The organism is Streptomyces sp. NPDC021224 (assembly GCF_044332905.1).
In the GTDB taxonomy this organism is placed as follows: Bacteria; Actinomycetota; Actinomycetes; order Streptomycetales; family Streptomycetaceae; genus Actinacidiphila.
Genome location: NZ_JBIRPW010000008.1, coordinates 52,517 through 67,148 on the forward strand (window position 1 = coordinate 52,517; position 14,632 = coordinate 67,148).

The following is a 14,632-nucleotide window of genomic DNA, read 5'->3' on the forward strand; positions in this document are numbered from 1 at the left end:
CACGGCGCGGGGCGGAAAGCTCGACGTCACACCGGTCGCTGGCTCGTCGGAGCACCTCCCTCCGCGGAACTCGGCGTCGCGGGAAACAGGACCGCTCGTGAAAGGCCGGGCTAGGATCCACCGCGGGAACGCGGGATCACACCGGACGATCAGCGGAAGGTGATGCAATTTGCGCGCGGAAAACGAGGGCGGCGGAGCATCCGCCATACGTCGTCGCACTCTCCTCAGAACGGGTACGGGTATCGCGGCCGCCGTCGCGGGGGGCGGGCTGTCGCTCTTCGCGGCCCAGTCGGCGTCCGCCAAGGTCGGGACGTCGCAGCGCTTCAACCTCAAGGGCAACGGCGACACCTTCTTCGTCAACGCCCCGCTCCACCAGCCCTACTGGGCCATGCAGTCCTTCGCCTTCGACCACGTCTACGGCCACATCTACGCCGTGCAGACGGCGGTCGGCAGCGACAACGGCGACCTCTGGGTGACCAGGACCGACATGGCCGGTCAGATCCTGGGCTCCATGGCCATCCACGGGTTCGACCACGGGTCGAACATCGCCATCGAGCCGGACACCTACGGCTCCCCCTACATGTGGGTCCCCGGCGACTGGCGGAATCTGCATCCCGACGACCCCAAGAGCGGGCCCAACAGCCACACCATCGCCCGCTTCAAATACGCCGACGACGGCGTCCTCGCCTACTCGGACGCCGCGGTCAGGAAATTCCCCATCCAGCTCTCCGACTTCGTCGACTGCCCGAGACCGTCGATCGACCCGTACAACAACCGGATCCTGCTGCGGTACATGGGGACCACCACCCCGTGGCGCCTCGCACTGTTCGACCTCCCCAGCGTCCTCAGCAAGGGCTTCGTCGGCGACACCCCGCTCCCCCTCCTCGCCGAGCGCGAACTCCCCAGCAACACCGACCTCGGGCTCACCGGCGACGACCTCTTCCAGGGCGTGACCGCCTACGGCCAGTACGCGTACCTCCTCTACGGAGGCCCGCCGGACACCACTTCGGCCCCGGCCAACCCGTCCTACGTGGTCACGCTCGACATGAACAACACCGGGACGTCGTGCAAGGAGGTCTTCGCGACCCACGCGGGCGACAACGTCATCCCCGGTCGCGAACCCCAGGGAATCGCGATCTACCGCTCGCCTACCGGCCCGCAGCTCGCCTTCGGCTTCTCCAGCAAGTACGACGCCGACAGCCCCACGCAATTCCGCTCGACCATCTTCCACAAGACCGACCTCATGAACTGACCGGCCGGGTCAGGCGGTGGGGTCGTCGTCCCCGCAGGGCGTGGCGGCGCCGGGCGCATCGATGATGCCCGCGTCCGCCGCGTCGCCCATCGCCATCTCGACGAACTCCGCGTGCTCCACGCAGCAGTAGCGCAGGAGGCGCCAGCGGGGGAGGTAGTCGGGGTGGTCCGCGTAGCGCATGGCGACCTCCACCAGGCGGTTCCAGTCCCGCTGGAGGCAGTTGCGCACGTTCTGCACGAGCCCGGGCTTGTGGATGTCCCCTTCCAGGATCTCCAGTTCCCACGTGCTCGCGAGGTCCGACAGATCACGCCCCGCGGTCGCGATGACCTCCACCAGGCAGTCGGCGGCCCACCGCGCTTCCGTGCCCTCGGGCTGCCGCGCGGCGACCTCGCCGAGCCGCGCCACGAGGAAGTCGTGCAGCGGGGCCATGTCCGCCACGCGGAGGTCGTCGGAGAACTCCAGGATCGCCACCGGGGCGAGCTTCTCCTCGTCGCCGGGGTGGTCGTAGTAGCGCATGCGAATTCCCTCCCCGGGCTGAACCGCCGTCAGGCGGCGGGCAGTTCGCCGTCCCGGACGGCGGCTACGAAGTCCGCCCACGCGGCGGGCGTGAACGACAGGGCGGGGCCCGTCCTGTCCTTGGAGTCCCGCACGGGGACGGTGCCGGGGACGTTGACGGCGACCTCGACGCACGTGCCGCCGTTGTTGCTGTGGGAGGACGTGAACCACTGGGGGGCGGGGTGGGTGCTCATCACGGAGGGTCCTCTCGTCGTCACCAAGTGCCTTCCGTGGGCGATTGTTCCGCGTTGCGGGGCACGCCGAAAGACCCCGCGAGGCCGTCGCTACGGCCGCGGGGCCTTCGGGATGACTCACACGCTGGGGATGTCCCCGTTCCGCACCGCCGCCACGAAGGAGGTCCACGCGGTGGGCGTGAACTCCAGGGCGGGGCCGGACGTGTCCTTCGAGTCCCGGACGGGGACGATGTTGGGGACGTCGACGGCGACCTCGACGCAGTTGCCGCCGTTGTTGCTGTACGAGGACTTGTACCAGCGGGGGGAGTCGTTCGTCGTCACGAAATGCCCTTTCGTATCTCTTGGATCATGGCCACCGTGTCCGCTTGGGACAGGGCTTCGGCCTGTAGTTGATGGTAGGCCGTCAGCATGGGCAGGACTGACGGCGTTTCACGGTCCAGATGTCCCCGCGTCTGGGACTCGGCGTAGGCCAATACCGAACGATCGGACAGAGTCAGCAGGTTGACCGGCAGGTCGAACGGACGACGCTCACCTGCCTCGAACGGGATCACCTGGAGCACCGTGGACGGCCTTGCCGCGTACACCACCAGTTGATCAAGCTGCCCGGCCATGACCTCTGGGCCGCCGACCATCCGGCGGATGCAGCTCTCGTCCATCACGACGAACATCATCGGTGGGTTGAGGTGCACCAGCGCCGCCTGGCGCTCCGCGAGGAACGCCAGGCGTTCCTCGGCATGCTCCCGGGTGATCGTCTCGCGCCGCACGGCGCTGTCGGCCAGCACGCGTGCGTAGCCGGGCGTCTGCAACAGGCCGGGAACGATGCCGATCTCGTACAGACGGATCTCGGTCGCCCGCCCCTCGTATCCGACGTACTCCGGGAAACCCTCCAGCAGGGCTCCGTTGCGCAATTCCCGCCACAAACGTTCGAACTTGTCGCCCGTCCCCAGAGCGCGGTCCGAACTTGTCGAGAACCGCAAAGTTGGCAGTTTGCGGGCAGTTTCCACAGCAGAGATGTGGGATCCGGTGTACCCCATCTCTGCGGCCAACTCATCTTGCGTCCAGCCCCGCTGCTCTCGTGACGTGCGCAGATGCACGCCGAACGATGCGCGGGGCGATTTTCCTGGCTCCAACTCCTTGCGATTCACAGGGGCCTCGCCAACTTTCCGTGCGCGATTGACCAGTTGAACGCGTCCCTGACGCTGAGTCAGTCTGAACGCCTCGGTAGCGATTCTGCTACGGAGAGGCATCGACACGCCCGGAAATGACTGATCTCCGGAGACTCCCGGCGAGGAATGGATTGCAGCCATGCACGAGACGACTTCCCCGGCCCCGCCGGGAACGGCCCCGCCCGGGGCCGAGGACACGGTGGCTCACCGTTGGGCGCAGACGCCGGCCTGTGTGGGGCAGGCTCGGCAGGTGCTCCGGGAGGCGCTGGGGCAATGGGGGCTGGCACACCTCGCGGACGACTCCGCCATCGTGCTCTCGGAGTTGCTGACGAACGCCATCGTGCACTCGGACAACCCGGACGGCACGGTCCGGACCTGCTTCCGGCGGCTGCCCGGCAAGGCCGGCGTGCGGATCGAGGTGCTGGACGCGGACAGCGGGCGGCTCCCCCGGATCCCGGACCCGGCGAGCGGGGAGGACTTGCGGGGGCGCGGGCTGCGGCTCGTCGAGCTGTGCACCTCCCAGCGGTGGGGGATCGTGCTCGGGGCCACGGGCAAGTCCGTGTGGGGCGAGGTGGCGCGGTGACCACCGAAAGCGTCGGGGACGCGAGACTGTGCGAAGCCGTCACCGTCCTTCCGCCCGGCCTGCGCAGCGACCTGCTGCGTACGTACACGCACGTCGACCGGCAGCGCGTCTGCGACGAGCTGGTGTGCGCGCTCGAAGCGCACCCGCGCGGTGAGCACTTCGCCGTCGTCTACGACGACTTCGCCGCCCCGGCGCCCGGCGCCCTGTGGACGCGCTGGGCCGAGGGCGAGCCGCCCGCCACCTACTGGCTGCGCCCCGACTGCACGTTCCGCTCAGCCGGGGGCGACGCGTGCACGTACTTCGCCGCCCACCCCGGGCCCCACACGTGGGAGGCGGTTACGGAGCCCCGACTCCCGTAGGGGCCAGGGACGCCGGGGCGCCCGGCGGTGGGGGTGGGGAGCTGCGGCGGCGGCGCAGGTGGCGGCGGGCCGCGGGGACGACGAGGAGATGGGCCAGGGCCACACCCGTCGTGTTGAGGATCAGCGCGTCTATGTCGAAGAGCTGGCCCGGGACCATGGTCTGGGTGAACTCGACCGACAGGGAGACCATCAGGCCCGCGAAGACCGTGCGGACGAAGGACGCGACGGCCGAGCTCTCCAGGCGGCCACCGGCCATCGGGAGCAGGAAGCCGAGCGGGGCGAGCAGGCCGAGTCCGGCCAGCAGGTGGCGGGCGGCGTCGAGGGGCGGGAGCCGCAGGTCGTCGCGGATGGTGCCGAACGGGCGCAGGTTCGGCGACGGCACCCACGTCACGTAGTGCGGGCGCAGCAGCAGCCACCCGGTGAACGAGAGGTACGCCGCTGTCAGCAGGAGGCCGGCGGCGCGCACCCGGTACATGGAGCCTTCGTGCTGCACACCGCCCAAGACGCGGGCCGTAGGCGGACGGTTCCCGTCCGGTGGGTGTGACGGCCCGCACGTCGTCCGGCCACCGTCCCCACGTCCCTGGTCACACGCCGGACGGGGAGCCCGGCGGCCACGGGCGCGGACCGGCGTCAGCCGATCTCCGCGCCCGCGTTGTCCGCGGCCTCCGGGCGGGTCTTGAGCTCGTCCGTGCACGCGTAGCGGCGGACGGGCTTGGCGATGTCCGGGCCGCCGAGGAGGACCGCGTGGGAGGGGGAGGCCAGGGCGCTGTCGGCCACCGTGCAGACGATCTGCGCCAGCGCGAAGGAGGGGAGGTCCTCGATGGGCTGGCTGAGCCGCAGTGCGTCGGCGGGGTCGCCCGGGGCGGCGCCGAGGATCTGGAGGGAGCCGGGGACGGCGCTGGAGAAGCCCTCCTTCGCCTCCTCGCCGAGCACGCTGCGCTGGAGCTGCCGGACGAGTTCGTTGACCTGCTCGACCCGGCCGGCGGCCTGCGGGCGGACGACGACGGTGCGCCGTACGACGGTGGTCTGGCCTCCGCACACCAGATAGATCTGCACTATCTGCGCGTCCACGACGCCCGGCGAGTTGTCGGGCGCCGGTACCTGGCAGGACACCCGGGAGGGCGCGGGTCCGGCGTCGACCGGGACGGTGGTGGAGCGGATGCCGCACGCGCCGAGCAGCGGCAGCAGGGCGGCGGCGAGCAGCGCGCCGACGACCGGGCGCCGGGGGGAGGTGGGTCTCACTGCCGCGCACCCCCCGCCGTGCCGTCGCCGGTCGGGCCGTTCTCGCCGTTGACCGCGTCGTTCGTGCCGTTGGCGCGGGGGCGGCGGGGCAGCCGCAGGGTGAAGACGGCGCCGCCCTCGGCGCGGTTGGCGGCGGTGATGTCGCCGCCGTGGATGTGGGCGTTCTCCATGGCGATGGACAGGCCCAGGCCGCTGCCCTCGGAGCGGCGGCGGGAGGCGTCGGCCTTGTAGAAGCGGTCGAAGACGTGCGGCAGGACGTCCTCGGGGATGCCGGGCCCGTTGTCGGAGACGGCCACCACGATGTCGCCGCCCGCTTCGTCGGCCGCGTCCGCGTCCTCGCGGATCGTGACCCGTACCGGCGAGCCGCCGTGCTTGAGCGCGTTGCCGATCAGGTTCGCCATGATCACGTCCAGCCGCCGGGGGTCGAGTGTCGCGAGGACTCCGCGCGGCGCGTCCAGCTCGACGGAGTCCAGCCACGCGCGGGCGTCCATGCAGGCCATGACCTGCTCGCCGACGTCCACCTCGTCGACCCGCAGCTTCGCCGTTCCGGCGTCGAACCGGGTGACCTCCATCAGCGTCTCCACCAGTTCGTTCAGCCGCCGGGTCTCGCTGACGACCAGCCGGACGGCCGGTGCGATCATCGGGTCCAGCGCGTCCGCCTCGTCCTCCAGCACATCGCTGACGGCCGTGATCGCGGTCAGCGGGGTGCGCAGCTCGTGCGACATGTCCGCGACGAAGCGGCGGCTCGCCGCCTCCCGCGCGCTCAGCTCCTCGACGCGCGTCTCCAGCGCCTCGGCCGCGTTGTTGAAGGTCTGCGACATCTCCGCCAGCTCGTCGGTCCCGGTGACCTTCAGCCGGGTGTCGAGCTTGCCCTCGCCGAGCGCCCGCGCCGCCTCGCCGAGCCGCCGCACCGGCCGCAGCACGGCCGCGCCCGCGGCCTGCGCGAGCAGCGCGGAACCGATGAGGGCGAGCAGCGTGGCGATGCCGAGGGACCAGGCCAGCGAGTTGAGGTCCTTGCGCTCGGCGTCGAGCGACTTGAGCATGTAGCCGGTCGGGCCGCCGCCGTTGATCTGCGCGCCCGCGACGAGGTAGGGGCGGCTCTGCAGCGAGATGCGCTCCCAGTGCAGGTGGTACTTGCCGTCGTCCTTCAGGTGCCGGGTGTTCACGGCGGTGCGCAGCGTCTGCGGCACGTCGTCGAGCGTGAAGACGTCCCGGTTGGACGGCGCCGCGCAGTCCTGACCGTCCTGGTCCTTGCCGAGCAGCACGACCTCGTAGGTGTCCGCGTCGCCTATCCGCCCGGCCGCCTCCTTGAGCGACTCGCACGTGGGGGCGACGGGCAGCGAGGCGGCGTTGCGCTGGAGCGAGTCGCGGAAGTCGTTGAGCGCGCTGTTCTGCGCGCGGGTGAGGACGGCGTCGCGGTTGAGCCAGTACGCGATGCCGGACACCGACACCGCCGCGGTCAGCGCGACCGCCGCGAAGACGGCGACCAGCCGCAGCCGCAGACTCGTCCAGCGCACTATGCCGCTCCCCCAGCGTGCGGCACGTGAGGTCACTGCGGCGTGTCCAGGCGGTAGCCGACGCCCCGGACGGTACGGATCAGGACCGGCGACGAGGGCACGTCCTCGATCTTGGCCCGCAGCCGCTGCACGCACGCGTCCACCAGGCGCGAGTCGCCCAGGTAGTCGTGCTCCCACACCAGCCGCAGCAGCTGCTGGCGCGACAGCGCCTGGCCCGGCCGGCGGCTCAGCTCCAGCAGCAGCCGCAGCTCGGTCGGGGTGAGCTGGAGGTCGCGGCCGTCCTTGGTGACGGTCATGGCACTGCGGTCGATCACGATCGAGCCGAAAGCGGCCGAGTCGGTGCTGTCGCGCTCACCGCGGCGCAGCACCGCGCGGATCCGGGCGTCCAGGACGCGCGGCTGCACGGGCTTGATGACGTAGTCGTCGGCACCCGACTCCAGGCCCACCACGACGTCGATGTCGTCACTGCGCGCGGTCAGCAGGATGATCGGCAGCTGGTCGGTGCGGCGGATGCGGCGGCACACCTCGAAGCCGTCGATGCCGGGCAGCATGACGTCGAGCACGATCAGGTCGGGACGCTGCTCCTTGAGGAGCTTCAGGCCGTCCTCGCCCGTCGCCGCGGCCACCACGCGGTGACCCTGCCGGGACAGGCCGAGTTCGAGACCGGTGCGGATGGCGTCGTCATCCTCGATCAGCAACAGGAAAGGCACCGTGACATTGTTGCCTACCGCGGGCGGCGGCATGAAGTGCGGGGACAACTCGTCCCCAGCACCTTCACCGCCGGTCGCGGCGGGCGCGGCCCGGACGTCACGGGGCAGCGGACCTCTGTGACGGGCCTGTGACACTCGACGGACGTCCCCATGAAACTGGCCCGGCAGGCTTTAGCCACATCGGGAGAGCGCAGGACGCACAGACTGCGACGCCGAAAGCAAGGCCGAAGGTTCCACTGAGGGGGGCGCGACATGAACGCACTGCTGGGTACCGCGACCGCCGCGGTCCACTCGCCGCGAGCGACGACGCACCGCGCTGCCAGGTCCACCGAACTGTCCGGCGCCGCGAACGGACGGGGGTACGCCCGCGGCGCCGGACGCGTCCCCGCCACCACGGCGACGACGGTGGTCCGGCAGCGTCCCGCCTACATCACACCGCTGGAGCCCGCCGGGACGGCCCCCGAGCCGTCCAAGGACTCGGCCGCGGAGTTCACCGCGTACGTCCAGGAACGGCGCGCGTCGCTCTACGCGACGGCCTACCACCTCACCGGCGACCGCTACGCGGCGGAGGACCTGCTCCAGAGCGCCCTCTTCTCCACCTACCGGGCGTGGGACCGGATCAGCGACAAGGCCGCGGTCGGCGGCTACCTGCGCCGCACCATGACCAACCTGCACATCAGCGCCTGGCGGCGGCGCAAGCTCAACGAGTACCCGACCGAGGAGCTGCCGGAGACGGTCGGCGACACGGACGAGATGGGCGGCACCGAGCTGCGCGCCGTCCTGTGGCAGGCCCTCGCCCGGCTGCCCGAGCAGCAGCGCACGATGCTGGTGCTCCGCTACTACGAGGGCCGCACCGACCCGGAGATCGCCGACATCCTCGGCATCAGCGTCGGCACGGTCAAGAGCAGCATCTGGCGGTCGCTGCGGCGGCTGCGGGACGACGAGGCGCTGGCCTTCGGCCGGAACGAGGCGGACGCGTTCGGCGAGCTCGTCGCGTAGGTCTTCCAGACGGGGGGTAACGGGGGAACGGGCCCCCCGGGCGGCAAGGGGGATGCCGCCCGGGGGGCCCGTTTGTGCTGCGGCGGGGCCGCGCCCCTGAAAAGCGGGAGCCGCCCTACGCGGTAGTCAGCCGCCGAGGGGGAGGCCGCCGAGGAGGCCGCCGACCGGGGCGATCTGGTTGCCGTCGAGGTGGTTGCCGGACGGCAGAAGGCTCTGCGGGTCGGCGGGAAGCGCGGACGTCCCGTTGGCGAGCGCGTTCTGCGCACCCGCGGCCGTGTTGCCGGCGCCGGGGACGAGGTTGGCGGCGGAGCCGACCGGCAGGCCGCCGAGGACATCGGTGGGGAGGGCGGCGGCGCTCGCCGTGCCGGCCGCGGCGGCGGCGAAGGCGAGTCCGAGCGCACCGGCCGCGAGGGTCTTCTTGGTTCGAGTCTGCATGACGTCGGAACGTATCGACGTGGTCACACCGCGTGCAAACGGCGTGGCGCGTGCCGCCCGCGCGCAGAACAGCGCGGGCGGCGCCCGCACCTCACCCCTCGCCGGACGCGGAACCGCTGGCCAGCGGCCTGTCGAGGCCACCGGGCTCGAAGAGCCACTCCGCCTTCAGCTCGGCGTAACCGGGCTTGATGACCTCGTTGATCATGGCGAGACGTTCATCGAAAGGGATGAACGCTGATTTCATCGCATTGACCGTGAACCACTGCATGTCGTCGAGCGTGTAGCCGAACGCCTCGACCAGGTGCTCGAACTCGCGGCTCAAGCTCGTCCCGGACATCAGCCGGTTGTCGGTGTTGACGGTGACGCGGAAGTACAGCCGCCGCAGCAGCCCGATGGGGTGCTCGGCGTACGAGGTGGCGGCGCCCGTCTGGAGGTTGGACGTCGGGCACATCTCCAGCGGCACGCGCTTGTCGCGCACGTACGCGGCCAGGCGGCCCAGCGAGACCTGACCGTCGGGTCCGGCCTCGATGTCGTCGATGATGCGCACGCCGTGGCCGAGCCGGTCGGCGCCGCACCACTGGAGGGCCTGCCAGATCGACGGGAGACCGAAGGCCTCTCCGGCGTGGATGGTGAAGTGGTTGTTCTCGCGCTTGAGGTAGTCGAAGGCGTCCAGGTGCCGGGTGGGCGGGTAACCGGCCTCCGCGCCCGCGATGTCGAAGCCCGCGACACCCGAGTCGCGGTGGCGGTTGGCGAGTTCGGCGATCTCCTGGGAGCGGGCGGCGTGCCGCATCGCGGTCAGCAGGGCGCCGACGCGGATCCGGTTGCCCGCCGCACGGGCCCGCTTCTCGCCCTGCCGGAAGCCGGCGTTGACCGCCTCGACGACCTCGTCGAGCGTCAGACCGCCCTCCAGGTGCTGCTCGGGGGCGTAGCGCACCTCGGCGTAGACGACGCCGTCGGCGGCGAGGTCCTCGGCGCATTCGGCGGCGACGCGGACCAGCGCGTCACGTGTCTGCATCACCGCGCACGTGTGGGTGAAGGTTTCCAGGTACCGTTCGAGGGAGCCGGAGTCGGCGGCCTGCCGGAACCACGTCCCGAGCTTGTCGGGATCGGTCTCGGGAAGGCCTTCGTAGCCGGTCGCACGGGCGATGTCGACGATGGTGCCGGGCCGCAGACCGCCGTCCAGGTGGTCGTGGAGCAGCACCTTCGGGGCGCGGCGGATCTGGTCCCGGGACGGAACGCCGGGTTTCGGCTTCTGCATGGGCGAAACGATAGTCCCTACGCGCGTAGATATGGCGGGCGGGGCAAATATTTTCCGCCCGGCCATACTGTGCACACCCCTGTGTCTGCCATCGTTGCGCCATGGCTTCACAAGCATTACCGGCGCGCGGCGCACGCCTCGGGCACCCCGTCGCACCCGGGCTCGTACCGGCGCCCCGCTGGGGGCATCGCGCGGGCCGCGGGCCCCGGGGCGGCGAGGGGACGGACGGCGGCGCGACCGGCGCCACCGTGCGCGCCGTCGTGCTCGCACTGCCCGGCGGTGACGCGCTGAGCACCCGGCGCCGCTCCCCGCTGGCCGCCGCGGTGATCCGGCCGCTGGCCCGGCACCTGGTGCGCGAGGGGGCCGCCGAGGGCGTCGCCGCCCATGTCGTCCACTACCGCTTCCGCGGCTGGAACGGTGGCCACGCGCACCCCGCGGAGGACGCCGAGTGGGCCGTGAGCGAGGCGGTACGGCGCTACGGCGACGTGCCCGTGTGCCTGGTCGGCATGGGCATGGGCGCCCGCGCCGCGCTGCACGCCGCCGCGCACCCGGCGGTGGGCTCGGTCGTCGCGCTGTCCCCGTGGCTGCCGGACGACCCGGAGCCGGAGCCGGTCAAGCAGCTCGCCGGGCGCCGGGTGCTGCTCGTGCACGGCACGCAGGACGAGTCCACGGACCCCGACCTGTCGCTGCGCTTCGCCGAGCGCGCCAAGAAGATCAACCGCGAGGTGTGCCGCTTCGAGGTGCACTCCGACGGGCACAGCCTGCACCAGCACCGCTCCGAAGTCTTCGCGCTGGCCACGGACTTCGTCCTGGGCTCGCTCCTCGACCGGCCCTACGCCCGCCCGGTGGCCGACGCGCTGGCCGCTCCCCCGCCGCTGGGCCTGCGGATGCCGCTGGCGTCGGGTTTCGGCCGCGCTCTCCGCGCGTAGCGCGACCGTCAGGGCCCGGGGCGGACAACTGCGGCGCCCGGGCGGTCAGTAGCGGTAGCGGTCCATGTTGTAGAGCTTCGCCTCGTTCGGAGTGACCTTCTCCGGGAGGCTGTTGATCTCGGCGTCGATGATCGGCACGAGTTTGCCCAGCAGCGTCTGGATCCGGCTGCGGCGCCCGGAGATGTCGGAGGCCCAGGTGTCGGCGGTCTTTCCGACCCACACCTTCTTGCCGCCCATGTCGGAATTCGTCTGCTTCAAGGTGTCGGTGAGTGTGCCCATTTCACCCATGAGCCGGGATTTGAGGCTCTTGAGATCGGTGATCGCAGGATTGGGTACGGTCGCCTCTTGCTGACCCGGTCCGCCCATGTCACTACCCCCGTAGTGGCGTTGTCCGCCAGTTGGCCGCCAGTTGTCCGGCGTTTGCCGAAGCTGCTCTGTACAGGCGCTATTGCGCCACGCATATCATAGCGCCAGCCGTTTCCCAGGAGGATGCCGTGACCGACAACGCCACAGGGGACAGGGCGGGCACCGGGGGCGCGGGCACGCAGCGCGATTCCGACGACGCCATCGCCTTCTCCCCCATCACCGTCCCCGACCGCGAACGCGCCCGGCGCCGCAACCGGATCATCGGTATCGCCGCGGCCGTCGTCGTCATCGCGGGTGGCATCACGACCTGGGTCGTGGTCGCGGGCGGCGGGGACGACAAGCCGGTCGCGCACACGGCGGTGCTCCCGCAGGCGTTCGGTCCGTACACCCGGGCGACCAAGCCCGAGGACTCGCACTGGAAGACCATCGGCGGCGAGCAGCCCGACCCGTCGAAGGGGGAGGTGCGGCTGACCTACCTCGGCCCGGACGGCAAGGACGTCGGCGTCGCGCTCGACCTCGACCCGGCGGACTTCGTCTCCCACGACGGCATCCACCACGGCCCGGGTTCGGACAGCTCCGTCGAATCGTCGCTCGGCCTGGAGGACATGACGGGTGTGCGCGACTACCCGGCGGGCAAGGCCGGCGGCACGATCCAGTGCGCCGAACCGACCACGCGCGGCCTGAAGTGGACGATCTGCACCTGGCAGACCAAGGAGGCCGTCGTCACCTTCCACCCGGCCGTGGGCGGCCACACCGTCGTCGATCCCGGCGCCGCCGCGGACCTCAGGACCTTCCTCGCCGCCCTGAAGATCGAGCCGAAGAAGTCCTGAGCCGAACGGCCCCCGAGCGCCGCCCGTTCACCGTGCGGGCGGCGCTCCGTGCTGTGCGGGCACGGCTACTCGTTGAGGTGCTGGAACTGCTCCTGCTGCGTGAAGCCGCGCGAGTCCACGTGGTTGACGATCGCCGGGTCCATGAGCCAGTTGTTGTACGCGGTGCGCTGCCGGGGCGTCATGTCGTCGATGTTCTTGGCCTCGCCCTTGTCGTCGAGGAAGTTGTCCTCGGGGGCCTTGATGTAGCCCTTCGGGTCGCCGGTGTACGTGACCGGCTTGCCGCCGCGCGGGTGGATGGTGACCGGCGCCGTCACGGTGGGGCTGAAACCGCCGTCGTGGAGCTGCGCGTTGGCGAGCGACTGGTAGTTGTTCTGCCAACTGGTGTCCAGCTGGGCGTCGTTGATCTTCTTGTACTTGTCGGCGAGGCCGGGCGCGTCCTCGGGCTTGACGGAGATGCCGCTGGCGATGAAGTTCACCAGCAGGTCCTTCGCGGTGCCGCCCAGCTCCCCGGCCTTGGACGTGCCGAGTTCGGTGATCGCCGTGGTGCCGCCGGTCGCACCGGCCTCCACCAGGTCGGCGGCGCCCGAGATGAGCGCCGTACGCGCGCTGTTGACGCCCTCGGCCCACGTGTTCGCGTCGCCCTCGATGTTGCTCTTGGCGTACTCGAAGGCCTGGCTGTAGGCCTTCATCATCAGGCCGTTCTCCATCATGCGGTAGTCCTGCGCATGGTCGTCGGTGTCCCGCTCCGCGCTGCCCACCTCGTTGGTGATCTGCGTCCGGAAGGAGTCGAAGAGCGCGCTCTCCTGCCCCGCGACGGTCGGGTTGCGGGCCGACTCGTTGAGCAGCGCCTGCCACAGCGGCGCACCGACCTCCAGGCCGGGCCGGTTGGGGTCCTGTCCGGCGAGGAAGGCCTTCTGGTCCCACTGCGACATCTTCTCGGTGAAGCCGCCCGCGGTGGCGTCGGAGCCCCACAGCTTGTTGCCGGTCGGCGACGTGATCCCGTAGACCATGTCGCTCCAGTTCGCGGTGACGAGCTGGCCGTAGTAGACGTCGATCGGGTCGTAGGTGTGGACGTTCTTCATGTCGCCGTTCTGATGGCGGTAGTTGTCCATCAGGATGCGGCCGGTGAGCTTCTCGGCGAGCGGGCGGTTGGTGGACTTCAGGTCGATCGTGCCGGACTTGAGCATGTCCGCGAACGCCTGGGCGCGGGACGGCGGCTGGCCCAGGTCCCACGGCCCGTGCGGGTACATCACCGTCTGGAGGCTGTCGTAGTTGTGGTCCATGAACTCGCCCGACGCCTCGGGGTTGCCCGCGATGGCGTTGAACAGCTGCGTGTAGTGGTCGCCGTCGAAGACGCCCTTGCCGCTGCCGTTCATCCACTGGGAGCCGCTGCGCGTGGAGTTCTTGTCGTCCCACACGCGGTCGCCGAGGGCGACGAGGAAGTCCTTGTCCTGCGAGCCGCCGGGCAGCAGCGCGGTCATGTAGTCCGCGCGGAAGGCCTGGTTGGGGAACATGGACTTGTCGAACCACTTGTTCCAGCTGGCCTGCTTCTGCTCCGCGGTCTGCCCCTCGAAGGCCACCTTGGTGTAGGTGCCGAAGGTCTTGGCGATGATGTCGCGGTCGGCCGCGGCCTGGTCCTTGTGGTCGCCGTAGCGGCCGTACGGGGTGCCCGCCTGGTCGTTGGTGAGCTGCATCAGCCGCTGCGGGCCGAGCTGGTCGTAGAACGCCTTGAGGAAGTCCGGGTCGTCGGAATGCGCCTTCAGCGCGGCGAACAGGTCCTCGCCCGGGTCGTCGCCGTCGTCGAGGGACTTGTCGAACTGGTCGGCGAGCGCCTTGCCGTCCTTCTGCGACTGGGCGGTGGTGCCGACCATGCTCTCGTCGATCTCGACCATGCCCTTCTGGCCCGGATACGGCTTGTCGGCCGCGATCGCCAGATGGTAACGCCGGGTCAGCATCGGCATCTGGTCGTCCAGCCAGCCGCAGATCCCGACCAGTTCGCTCAGCGACGAGGTGTCCAGCCCGTGGTTGGCGAAATCGGACTTGTAGGCGGAGGCCCGGTCCCGCAGATGGTCCTTGTCCTTCTTGAAGGAGTCGGTCATCTTCTGCAGGGCCGTTGCGTCTATGCCCGAGAACTCACCCACGTCTTCGTTCCTCCCCGTTGTACATGCGGTGCGTGTGCCGTCGACGGCGCCGTACTGGCAGAGAGGATGTCACACGGCGGCGGTCCGGTTCCGTTT

General features: G+C 70.6%; 18 protein-coding genes. 6 read left to right on the top strand and 12 right to left on the bottom strand.

Annotated elements, in window-relative coordinates; translation table 11 throughout:
- Positions 1-169 precede the first annotated feature (169 nt).
- On the top strand, positions 170-1,252 hold the full coding sequence (locus ACH4PY_RS21145; protein WP_398184846.1) for a hypothetical protein: 1,083 nt from the start codon (positions 170-172) through the stop codon (positions 1,250-1,252).
- Positions 1,253-1,261: 9 nt separating this feature from the next.
- On the opposite strand, the gene ACH4PY_RS21150 is transcribed toward ACH4PY_RS21145, so the two are convergent.
- The 4 genes from ACH4PY_RS21150 to ACH4PY_RS21165 form a co-directional block, all read right to left on the bottom strand.
- Complete coding sequence (locus tag ACH4PY_RS21150) at positions 1,262-1,768, bottom strand: hypothetical protein (RefSeq protein WP_398184850.1); 507 nt, start codon at positions 1,766-1,768, stop codon at positions 1,262-1,264.
- A gap of 29 nt (positions 1,769-1,797) precedes the next feature.
- Positions 1,798-2,001: a DUF397 domain-containing protein gene (locus ACH4PY_RS21155; protein WP_398184854.1), complete on the bottom strand. Its 204-nt coding sequence runs from the start codon at positions 1,999-2,001 to the stop codon at positions 1,798-1,800.
- Positions 2,002-2,118: 117 nt separating this feature from the next.
- On the bottom strand, positions 2,119-2,322 hold the full coding sequence (locus tag ACH4PY_RS21160) for a DUF397 domain-containing protein (protein WP_398184857.1): 204 nt from the start codon (positions 2,320-2,322) through the stop codon (positions 2,119-2,121).
- Positions 2,319-3,146, bottom strand: coding sequence for a Scr1 family TA system antitoxin-like transcriptional regulator (locus tag ACH4PY_RS21165; protein ID WP_398184860.1), 828 nt, complete (start codon positions 3,144-3,146; stop codon positions 2,319-2,321). The genes ACH4PY_RS21160 and ACH4PY_RS21165 overlap by 4 nt, the downstream gene beginning before the upstream one ends.
- A 160-nt stretch (positions 3,147-3,306) precedes the next feature.
- Between ACH4PY_RS21165 and ACH4PY_RS21170 the strand changes: the two genes are divergently transcribed.
- Entirely contained in the window at positions 3,307-3,750 is a 444-nt protein-coding gene (locus ACH4PY_RS21170; RefSeq protein WP_398184863.1) for an ATP-binding protein, read from the top strand.
- The gene (locus ACH4PY_RS21175) at positions 3,747-4,109 is read left to right on the top strand and encodes a hypothetical protein (protein WP_398184866.1); all 363 of its coding nucleotides are present in this window, start codon (positions 3,747-3,749) and stop codon (positions 4,107-4,109) included. Before ACH4PY_RS21170 ends, ACH4PY_RS21175 begins: the two co-directional genes overlap by 4 nt.
- Here the strand turns inward: ACH4PY_RS21175 and ACH4PY_RS21180 are convergent.
- The 4 genes from ACH4PY_RS21180 to ACH4PY_RS21195 all read right to left on the bottom strand — a co-directional run bounded on the left by ACH4PY_RS21180 (position 4,087) and on the right by ACH4PY_RS21195 (position 7,578).
- A complete protein-coding gene (locus ACH4PY_RS21180) occupies positions 4,087-4,602 on the bottom strand; it encodes a VanZ family protein (protein WP_398185829.1) in 516 nt (171 codons plus the stop codon). The two genes, ACH4PY_RS21175 and ACH4PY_RS21180, sit on opposite strands and share 23 nt — an antisense overlap.
- A 137-nt stretch (positions 4,603-4,739) precedes the next feature.
- Entirely contained in the window at positions 4,740-5,351 is a 612-nt protein-coding gene (locus ACH4PY_RS21185) for a hypothetical protein (protein WP_398184869.1), read from the bottom strand.
- Positions 5,348-6,868, bottom strand: a complete 1,521-nt coding sequence (locus ACH4PY_RS21190; protein ID WP_398184872.1) for an ATP-binding protein — start codon at positions 6,866-6,868, stop codon at positions 5,348-5,350. Before ACH4PY_RS21190 ends, ACH4PY_RS21185 begins: the two co-directional genes overlap by 4 nt.
- Before the next feature lie 32 nt (positions 6,869-6,900).
- Complete coding sequence (locus ACH4PY_RS21195) at positions 6,901-7,578, bottom strand: response regulator transcription factor (protein ID WP_199923381.1); 678 nt, start codon at positions 7,576-7,578, stop codon at positions 6,901-6,903.
- Between the two features lie 252 nt (positions 7,579-7,830).
- Here ACH4PY_RS21195 and ACH4PY_RS21200 point away from each other — a divergent pair, with 252 nt between their 5' ends.
- A complete protein-coding gene (locus ACH4PY_RS21200; protein WP_398184876.1) occupies positions 7,831-8,577 on the top strand; it encodes a SigE family RNA polymerase sigma factor in 747 nt (248 codons plus the stop codon).
- A gap of 126 nt (positions 8,578-8,703) precedes the next feature.
- Here the strand turns inward: ACH4PY_RS21200 and ACH4PY_RS21205 are convergent, their stop codons facing one another.
- Positions 8,704-9,012 (bottom strand): hypothetical protein, encoded by a 309-nt coding sequence (locus ACH4PY_RS21205; RefSeq protein ID WP_398184879.1) that lies wholly within the window; start codon positions 9,010-9,012, stop codon positions 8,704-8,706.
- 91 nt (positions 9,013-9,103) lie between these two features.
- Positions 9,104-10,270, bottom strand: a complete 1,167-nt coding sequence (locus ACH4PY_RS21210; RefSeq protein WP_398184882.1) for an adenosine deaminase — start codon at positions 10,268-10,270, stop codon at positions 9,104-9,106.
- A gap of 101 nt (positions 10,271-10,371) precedes the next feature.
- Here ACH4PY_RS21210 and ACH4PY_RS21215 point away from each other — a divergent pair, with 101 nt between their 5' ends.
- Entirely contained in the window at positions 10,372-11,199 is an 828-nt protein-coding gene (locus ACH4PY_RS21215; RefSeq protein WP_398184885.1) for an alpha/beta hydrolase, read from the top strand.
- A gap of 45 nt (positions 11,200-11,244) precedes the next feature.
- On the opposite strand, the gene ACH4PY_RS21220 is transcribed toward ACH4PY_RS21215, so the two are convergent.
- Positions 11,245-11,457, bottom strand: coding sequence for a hypothetical protein (locus tag ACH4PY_RS21220; RefSeq protein ID WP_398184888.1), 213 nt, complete (start codon positions 11,455-11,457; stop codon positions 11,245-11,247).
- 236 nt (positions 11,458-11,693) lie between these two features.
- Here ACH4PY_RS21220 and ACH4PY_RS21225 point away from each other — a divergent pair, with 236 nt between their 5' ends.
- Complete coding sequence (locus ACH4PY_RS21225) at positions 11,694-12,395, top strand: hypothetical protein (protein ID WP_398184891.1); 702 nt, start codon at positions 11,694-11,696, stop codon at positions 12,393-12,395.
- Between the two features lie 65 nt (positions 12,396-12,460).
- Here ACH4PY_RS21225 and ACH4PY_RS21230 read toward each other — a convergent pair whose 3' ends face one another.
- Positions 12,461-14,536, bottom strand: a complete 2,076-nt coding sequence (locus tag ACH4PY_RS21230) for a hypothetical protein (protein WP_398184894.1) — start codon at positions 14,534-14,536, stop codon at positions 12,461-12,463.
- Positions 14,537-14,632: the final 96 nt, after the last annotated feature.

Bases quoted from the DNA above. Each gene is read 5' to 3' on its own strand.
- ACH4PY_RS21205 (WP_398184879.1), bottom strand. From the start codon at position 9,012: ATGCAGACTCGAACCAAGAAGACCCTCGCGGCCGGTGCGCTCGGACTC.
- ACH4PY_RS21210 (WP_398184882.1), bottom strand. From the start codon at position 10,270: ATGCAGAAGCCGAAACCCGGCGTTCCGTCCCGGGACCAGATCCGCCGC.
- ACH4PY_RS21215 (WP_398184885.1), top strand. From the start codon at position 10,372: ATGGCTTCACAAGCATTACCGGCGCGCGGCGCACGCCTCGGGCACCCC.
- ACH4PY_RS21150 (WP_398184850.1), bottom strand. From the start codon at position 1,768: ATGCGCTACTACGACCACCCCGGCGACGAGGAGAAGCTCGCCCCGGTG.
- ACH4PY_RS21200 (WP_398184876.1), top strand. From the start codon at position 7,831: ATGAACGCACTGCTGGGTACCGCGACCGCCGCGGTCCACTCGCCGCGA.
- ACH4PY_RS21170 (WP_398184863.1), top strand. From the start codon at position 3,307: ATGCACGAGACGACTTCCCCGGCCCCGCCGGGAACGGCCCCGCCCGGG.
- ACH4PY_RS21155 (WP_398184854.1), bottom strand. From the start codon at position 2,001: ATGAGCACCCACCCCGCCCCCCAGTGGTTCACGTCCTCCCACAGCAAC.